Source organism: uncultured Candidatus Thioglobus sp., assembly GCF_963981275.1.
Taxonomy (GTDB): domain Bacteria; phylum Pseudomonadota; class Gammaproteobacteria; order PS1; family Pseudothioglobaceae; genus Thioglobus_A.
The window spans coordinates 1-7404 of sequence record NZ_CAXCCZ010000044.1; the positions used below are offsets into that span (position 1 = coordinate 1).

At 40.8% G+C, this 7404-nt stretch carries 8 protein-coding genes and 1 tRNA gene; 6 read left to right on the plus strand and 3 right to left on the minus strand.

What is annotated here, in order from left to right; all coding sequences use genetic code 11:
* The first annotated feature begins 118 nt into the window (after positions 1 to 118).
* Positions 119 to 502 (plus strand): tyrosine-type recombinase/integrase, encoded by a 384-nt coding sequence (locus ABNR88_RS06550; protein WP_348670203.1) that lies wholly within the window; start codon positions 119 to 121, stop codon positions 500 to 502.
* A 24-nt stretch (positions 503 to 526) separates the two neighbouring features.
* Here the strand turns inward: ABNR88_RS06550 and ABNR88_RS06555 are convergent.
* Positions 527 to 616, minus strand: a tRNA-Ser gene (locus tag ABNR88_RS06555).
* A 122-nt stretch (positions 617 to 738) separates the two neighbouring features.
* On the opposite strand from ABNR88_RS06555, the gene rpmB reads away from it, so the two are divergent.
* Positions 739 to 975, plus strand: a complete 237-nt coding sequence (gene rpmB, locus ABNR88_RS06560; protein ID WP_291928931.1) for a 50S ribosomal protein L28 — start codon at positions 739 to 741, stop codon at positions 973 to 975.
* A 9-nt stretch (positions 976 to 984) separates the two neighbouring features.
* Complete coding sequence (rpmG, locus tag ABNR88_RS06565) at positions 985 to 1140, plus strand: 50S ribosomal protein L33 (RefSeq protein ID WP_103453233.1); 156 nt, start codon at positions 985 to 987, stop codon at positions 1138 to 1140.
* A 93-nt stretch (positions 1141 to 1233) separates the two neighbouring features.
* Here rpmG and acnB read toward each other — a convergent pair whose 3' ends face one another.
* Positions 1234 to 3828 (minus strand): bifunctional aconitate hydratase 2/2-methylisocitrate dehydratase, encoded by a 2595-nt coding sequence (gene acnB / locus ABNR88_RS06570; protein ID WP_291928928.1) that lies wholly within the window; start codon positions 3826 to 3828, stop codon positions 1234 to 1236.
* A 125-nt stretch (positions 3829 to 3953) separates the two neighbouring features.
* Here acnB and purB point away from each other — a divergent pair, with 125 nt between their 5' ends.
* Genes purB through rimM form a run of 3 tightly spaced genes read left to right on the plus strand, consistent with a single transcriptional unit; the run spans position 3954 to position 6345 of the window.
* Positions 3954 to 5330, plus strand: coding sequence for an adenylosuccinate lyase (gene purB / locus ABNR88_RS06575; protein ID WP_291928924.1), 1377 nt, complete (start codon positions 3954 to 3956; stop codon positions 5328 to 5330).
* 58 nt (positions 5331 to 5388) lie between these two features.
* Positions 5389 to 5829: a 30S ribosomal protein S16 gene (rpsP, locus tag ABNR88_RS06580; protein WP_291928920.1), complete on the plus strand. Its 441-nt coding sequence runs from the start codon at positions 5389 to 5391 to the stop codon at positions 5827 to 5829.
* Between the two features lie 33 nt (positions 5830 to 5862).
* Positions 5863 to 6345: a ribosome maturation factor RimM gene (gene rimM / locus ABNR88_RS06585; protein WP_348670204.1), complete on the plus strand. Its 483-nt coding sequence runs from the start codon at positions 5863 to 5865 to the stop codon at positions 6343 to 6345.
* A gap of 72 nt (positions 6346 to 6417) precedes the next feature.
* Here the strand turns inward: rimM and ABNR88_RS06590 are convergent.
* On the minus strand, positions 6418 to 7404 hold a 987-nt coding region (locus ABNR88_RS06590; RefSeq protein WP_291928915.1), incomplete at its 5' end, for a SulP family inorganic anion transporter.

Below are 7404 nucleotides of genomic sequence, written 5' to 3' on the forward strand. Positions count from 1 at the left end.
TTTACAATATTGATAAAAAACTCTGATGTAGATCTATAAATCAGAGTTTTTTCATGATACTTACCTTTGCGTATTGATATGTTTAACTTGTGGAACTAGGTGGGGTGAAGCCAAAGGATTGCAGCCTGAGCACCTCAAAAACGGCAAAATTAGTTTATTTAATACCAAGAGTGGCAAGAACAGATATATTCCAATAAGGGCAGATATAGCCGCCGAGTTAAATTTACCTTTAAAGGCGCACGCCGATACTTTTGCAAGTTGTTATAAAAGATCTGGTATTAAAAAAGCAGAAGGGCAAAGTACTCACATATTAAGACATACTTTTGCAAGTCATTTTATTATGAATGGTGGCGATGTTTTGACACTGCAAAGAATACTTGGGCATAGTGATTTAACAATGACTATGAGGTATGCTCACCTAGCTCCAAATCATCTTGATGAGGCATTAAAATTTGCGCCTGTTGTCAAAATGTTGTCATTGAAAGGGGGTTTGTCAGCTTGAACCCTTGCTGCATAAGGGATAAAATGGTGGAGGGACAGGGATTTGAACCCTGGAAGGAGATTAATCCTTGCTGGTTTTCAAGACCAGTGCATTCAGCCGCTCTGCCATCCCTCCGAAGTGGTGTATGATACAGTTAGTTAACGCAATAGTAAATAGATTTTTTATAAAATTTAGCCTGGAAAGTGAAATAATTTTAAGTATAATTTGTTTCTTTTAGATTTTTGAAAGGTAGAGTCATGGCAAAGGTATGTCAAGTAACTGGTAAGCGACCAATTAGTGGTAATAATGTATCACACGCAAACAACAGAACGCGTCGTCGTTTTTATCCAAATCTTCACACGCACCGCTTTTGGGTGGAGGGTGAAAACCGTTTTGTAAAGCTTAAGTTAACAGCTAAAGGTTTGCGAATTGTTGACAAAAAAGGCATTGAAGAAGTGCTTAAAGAAATCCGCGCACGTGGCGAAAAGGTTTAGGAGTAGATCATGAGAGAAAAAATTAAATTAGTATCATCAGCTAAGACAGGTCATTTTTACACAACAACTAAAAACAAACGTCTTCATCCGGAAAAGGTTGAAGTTAAAAAGTTTGATCCTGTAGTAAGACAGCACGTTATGTACAAAGAGGCTAAAATTAAGTAATTCTTAATCTCGAAGACAATAAAAAAGCCGCTAACTGCGGCTTTTTTATTGTCTTTATAAAGTGGGCATGCTTGTATGGCATGCCACTTAACTCTACGATTCTAAGATATTCTCTACCGGAACAGTGATTGCCTGATCTTCGTATTCATCAATCTGATCAAAGTTTAGATATTGATATATTTGAGCTTCCATTGGCTTGATTCCCTTCATTTCAGATAAGTATTCCTGTGCAGTAGGGATATGACCCAGCTTGGCAGAAATGGCAGCCACTTCAGCAGATGATAGATAAACGTTTGTTTCATCACCTAGACGGTTTGGAAAGTTTCGTGTTGAGGTTGATACTACGGTTGCACTGGTTTTAACGCGTGCTTGGTTACCCATGCAAAGTGAACAGCCAGGCATTTCAGTGTGCTCAGTCAGCGCACTAAAGGTATCGTATACCCCTTCTTGTTTAAGTTGCTTTTCATCCATGCGTGTTGGGGGTGCAATCCAAAGCTCAGTATTTAGCTCAGACTTGTCTTTTAACAGCTGTGCAGCTGCTCTAAAATGGCCAATATTGGTCATACATGAACCGATAAATACTTCGTCAATCTTGGTGTTGGCAACATCAGATAGTGTTTTTACATCGTCAGGGTCGTTTGGACAGGCCAAAATCGGCTCTTTGATATCACTCATGTTAATCTCAATCACCTCGGCGTAGTCTGCATCGTCATCTGCTTTCATGAGCTCAGGGTTGGCTAGCCATTTCTCCATAGCTTGAATTCGACGGGCAATGGTTCTCTTGTCGCCATAGCCTTGTGCAATCATCCACTTAAGCATTACAATATTTGAGTTTAAGTATTCAATAATTGGCGCCTTATCTAGATGGATAGAACAACCGGCAGCTGAACGCTCAGCAGCAGAATCAGACAGCTCAAAAGCTTGCTCAACCTTAAGGTTCGGCAGACCTTCTATTTCTAATACCCTGCCGGAGAAGGCGTTGATTTTTCCTTCTTTAGCAACAGTTAACAAGCCTTTTTCAATCGCTTTAAGAGGAATAGCATTAACCATATCACGCAGTGTAATACCAGGCTGCATCTCGCCAGAAAAGCGCACCAAAATTGACTCTGGCATATCTAATGGCATAACGCCAGTTGCTGCAGCGAATGCAACCAAACCTGAGCCCGCTGGAAAAGAAATTCCAATTGGGAAGCGTGTATGGGAATCGCCACCTGTACCTACTGTATCTGGCAATAGCATGCGATTTAGCCATGAGTGGATAATACCGTCACCAGGGCGTAGCGAGATGCCGCCACGGTTCATAATAAAATCAGGCAAGGTGTGGTGTGTTTCTACATCGACTGGTTTTGGATAGGCTGCTGTATGACAAAAAGACTGCATGGTTAAATCAGCTGAAAACCCTAAACAAGCCAAATCTTTTAATTCATCTCGTGTCATTGGCCCTGTGGTATCTTGAGAGCCAACAGTAGTCATTTTAGGCTCACAATAAGTACCAGGACGAATCCCTTCAACACCACAAGCTTTACCCACCATTTTTTGCGCTAATGAATAGCCTTTACCTGTATCTTGTATTTCTACAGGTAAACGGAATAGCGTGGAAGGCTCAAGTTCTAGCGCCTCACGTGCGCGCGTTGTGAGTCCGCGACCAATAATTAGAGGGATTCTACCTCCAGCCTGCACTTCGTCGAGAATAACATCTGATTTTAATTTGAATGTACTCAATACCGTGTCGGTATCATGCGCTTTAACGACACCTTCGTATGGGTATATATCTATAACATCGCCCATCTTAAGCTGAGCGACATCCAGTTCGATTGGTAATGCACCAGAGTCTTCCATGGTGTTAAAAAAGATAGGTGCAATTTTTCCGCCTAAGCAAATACCGCCGTCTTTCTTGTTGGGTACATAATCAATGTCATCACCCATAAACCATAAAACTGAATTGGTAGCCGATTTACGTGAAGAGCCTGTACCAACAACATCACCAACATAAGCAAGTGGAAAGCCTTTTTCTTGAAGCGCTTCAATTTGGCTAATTGGACCCACTTTGCCATGCTCTTCTGGATTAATACCATCTCGTGTCATTTTTAACATGGCTAGAGCGTGTAGTGGAATGTCCGGTCGAGACCAAGCGTCAGGTGCAGGAGATAAATCATCTGTATTGGTTTCGCCTGTGACCTTAAAGATAGTGACTGAAATCTTTTCAGCAACTTTTTCACGACTGGTAAACCACTCAGCATCTGCCCAAGATTGCAAGACTTGTTGGGCCGCCAAATTGCCCGCATCAGCCTTTTCTTTAACGTCATAAAAGGCATCAAACATAAGTAGTGTGTGCGATAGTCCGGTTGCAGTAATTGGCGCCAGTGTTTCGTTATCGAGTAAATCTATCATTGGTGCAATGTTGTAGCCACCAACCATGGTGCCTAATAAAAAAGTTGCTCGTGCTTGATCGATTGCATGACATTGCTGCTCATTCTTGGCAATACTTGCTAAGAATCCCGCTTTAACATAGGCAGCCTCATCAACGCCAGGCGGTACACGATTAGTGAGTAGATCTAAATAAAATTCGTCTTCATCACCCTTGATAAGGTGTTGAACTACCGAAGCAACTTGTTCGGCATTCAGTGGCAAAGGAGGCAAGTTGTCTTGTTGACGTTCGCTAACGTGTTGAAGATAGGCTGATTTCATTGTGTTCTCTCGTCAGTAATAAAGCGTATAATTCTATCATTTTATTGCTGCCAAGTTTTTCATATTATAGTTTTTATTTTTCATATTATGAAATATAAGGCAGATCTCCTCTGATAGGCAACCTTATGAATCTAACACACCTTACTGCTATCTCCCCAATTGATGGGCGTTATTTTGATAAAGCTAGCGCACTTAGCGCTATTTTTAGTGAATTCGGCCTAATTAAATATCGGGTTCTAATCGAGGTTAAGTGGCTACAGGCTATGTCTGATAATGTGGACATAGCAGAAGTGCCTGAATTTAGCCAGACAGCCGCTCAATATTTAAACAATATTGCAGCCAATTTTTCACTAGAAGATGCTCAAGCTGTAAAAGATATTGAGCGCACAACTAATCATGATGTTAAAGCAGTTGAGTATTTCTTAAAAGATAAGATTAAAGACAATGCAGAGCTTAATGCAGTGAGTGAATTCTTCCATTTTGCGTGTACATCAGAAGATATTAACAACCTGTCACACGCTTTAATGTTGATTGATGGTCGTCAAGTGATGCTTAAACAGATGCAAAATGTATTGTCATTAATTGGCAAACTGGCAAAAGATAATGCAGCCATCCCGATGCTATCACGTACCCATGGTCAAACAGCTTCGCCAACAACAGTTGGTAAAGAGATGGCCAACTTTGCTTTTCGTTTGAAGCGCCAGATTGAGCATTTGGAAAGTGTGGAGGTAATGGGTAAGTTTAATGGCGCAGTGGGTAATTTTAATGCGCATTTATCGGCCTATCCAGATTTAAATTGGCAAGCTATTTCCCAGCAGTTTATCGAAGGCTTGGGTGTGAACTATGCAATGTATACCGCACAAATTGAAACGCATGACTATATGGCTGAGTATTTTCATTCAATGAATCGTTTCAATACGATATTGATTGATTTTTGTCGTGATATTTGGGGTTATGTGTCGCTTGGCTATTTCAAGCAAAAAACCATTGAAGGGGAGGTGGGCTCGTCAACGATGCCACACAAGGTCAATCCAATTGATTTTGAAAATGGCGAGGGGAATCTAGGTCTTGCCAATGCAATCAATACACATTTAGCAGATAAGTTGGCTATTTCTCGCTGGCAGCGTGATTTGTCAGACTCAACTGTACTGAGAAATTTAGGGGTTAGTTGTGCACATTGTTTGGTGGCTTATGCGTCTATTGCCAAAGGTATTGGCAAACTAGAAACAAATGAAGTGCGCCTACATCAAGATCTTGATTCTTCGTGGGAAGTGTTGGCAGAGCCAATTCAAACAGTAATGCGTCGGTACGGTATTGAAAATCCATATGAGAAGCTAAAAGCATTGACTCGTGGCAATACGATTGATGCACAAGTGTTAGCAGAATTTGTTAAAGATTTGGATATGCCAGAAGAGGCAAAGCAAGCTTTAGCAGAATTAACGCCAATGAATTATACTGGTGATGCGCAAAAACTAGCAGAAGCATTAGAAAAACTGATATAATCTCGCGTCTTATACCTTTTCGGTGTAAGCTTTTAATAAACAAAGGAGCAAAAAACCCATGGTTAAAATTAGACTAGCCCGCGGTGGAGCCAAGAAAAAACCTTTTTATTCAATCGTAGCAACAGACTCACGCAAGCGTAGAGACAGTGGCTATATTGAGCGTATCGGATACTTTAATCCAGTCGCTCGTGGACAAGAGGTTAGGCTTACTATCGAAGAAGACAGATTAGATTACTGGACGTCAAAAGGCGCACAAGTTTCTGATCGTGTTAAACAACTTGTTAAAGAATTTAAAGATCCTTCAATTCGTGAAAAGCGTGTTGCAGCTCAAGAGTCTAGAGCGGCAGCAGTTGCAGCTAAATTAGCAGCAGAAGAAAAAGCTAAAGCAGATGCTGAAGCAGCTGAGAAAGCGGCTGAAGAGGCAGAGGCTAAGGCTGCTGCAGAAGCTGAAGCGGCAGCGGCTGAAGAGTCAACAGAGGAAGATGCACCTGCTGAGTAAGTAGTGAGTCATAACACTAACAATAAAAGGCTATTGATCGGACAGATTAATGGCCTTTTTGGCGTTCAGGGCTGGGTGAAATTATTTTCATACGCCAATCCCAGGAAAAACATTCTCTCTTATAAGCCGTGGCACATTGAAGTTGATGGTGTGTGGACAACACTAGAAGCAATCAAAGGCCGTGAACAGGGCAAGACCATTGTTGCGCAACTTAAAGGGGTTAATGATCGAGAAGTGGCTAGAAATTATATCGGTACAGAGTTATATATTGAAAGATCGCAATTGCCAAAATTACCAGAAGGCAAGTACTACTGGGATGAGCTCACTAATTTAGAAGTAATTAATACAAACAACATTCTATTAGGGAAAATTTCTTATATGGTGGATACCGGCTCAAATAGCGTCATGGTTATTAATGGCGATAATGAACATTGGGTGCCTTATATAGAGCCGTTTCTAATTTCTATTGATATGGATAAGCGTCAAATTTTAGTTGATTGGGATGAAAATTTTTAATTATTAATATTTTGCTTAGATATTAAAAAAGCCTGCTTACGCAGGCTTTTTTAATGAACAGTTGATAAAGGGTTAGCTAATAAGCTCTTTATCAATGCCAATATTTTCAAGAAAATATCTAACTTTGATATTTGCACCAACAATGGTGATATCAGCAGATTTCTCTAGGCAAATATTACAAATTTCAGCGATTGAGCGGGATGTGGTGTAGTCAATAACAGGCACGTTAGACAAGTCTAAGATGGCTCTGTTGTAATCTGATTTGGTTGAGAAGTCTCTAACAATGCCTTTTGCAGAGCCAAAGCTCATTGGACCGTTTAATTGATAGAACAGTGTGTTGCCAGCACGAATTAGCTCTTGATGTGTTTCATCAAGGTGAGATGCCTCTTCGATGGTTTGCACAGATACAATACTTGCCAGTTGCACATCAGTCATTCTTTGCAAGAAGATTAAGCTTGCCATAACAAGGCCAACGCCAACAGCGGCCATTAGGTTGTAAAACACAGTAATGCCTAGTACTACAATCATGATTAAGGCGCCAGATTTTGGTGTAGAAACCAAGCTCTTAAGATATTCCCAGTCAATAATATCAGTACCAACCTTAACCAAGATTGCGCCCAATACTGCCAATGGAATTTCTTTAGCATATTGTGCACCACCCAATACGATTGCCAGTAATAGGATCGCATGTAGGGCACCAGATATTGGCGTTAAACCGCCAGCCTTTACGTTGGTCATGGTGCGCATAGTTGCACCCGCACCTGGCAAACCGCCAAATAAGCCAGAAAGTGTATTACCAATACCTTGGCCAATTAATTCACGATCTGACTTGTGATGTGTACGTGTAATTTCATCTGATACTAATGAAGTTAGTAATGAGTCAATTGATCCTAAAATAGCCAGCATCATGCCTGCTGCAACCATATCTACAACAATGCTAGTTTCAAAAGTTGGCATGTTGAAATCAGGCAGCCCAGTTGGAATATCGCCAAGCAGCATGGCATTAATTGGCTCTACACCTGATGAGAACATTTCTGGGAAAAAGAATAATACCAAAGT

Bases quoted from the DNA above. Each gene is read 5' to 3' on its own strand.
- rpmB (WP_291928931.1), top strand. From the start codon at position 739: ATGGCAAAGGTATGTCAAGTAACTGGTAAGCGACCAATTAGTGGTAAT.
- rpmG (WP_103453233.1), top strand. From the start codon at position 985: ATGAGAGAAAAAATTAAATTAGTATCATCAGCTAAGACAGGTCATTTT.
- acnB (WP_291928928.1), bottom strand. From the start codon at position 3,828: ATGAAATCAGCCTATCTTCAACACGTTAGCGAACGTCAACAAGACAAC.
- purB (WP_291928924.1), top strand. From the start codon at position 3,954: ATGAATCTAACACACCTTACTGCTATCTCCCCAATTGATGGGCGTTAT.
- rpsP (WP_291928920.1), top strand. From the start codon at position 5,389: ATGGTTAAAATTAGACTAGCCCGCGGTGGAGCCAAGAAAAAACCTTTT.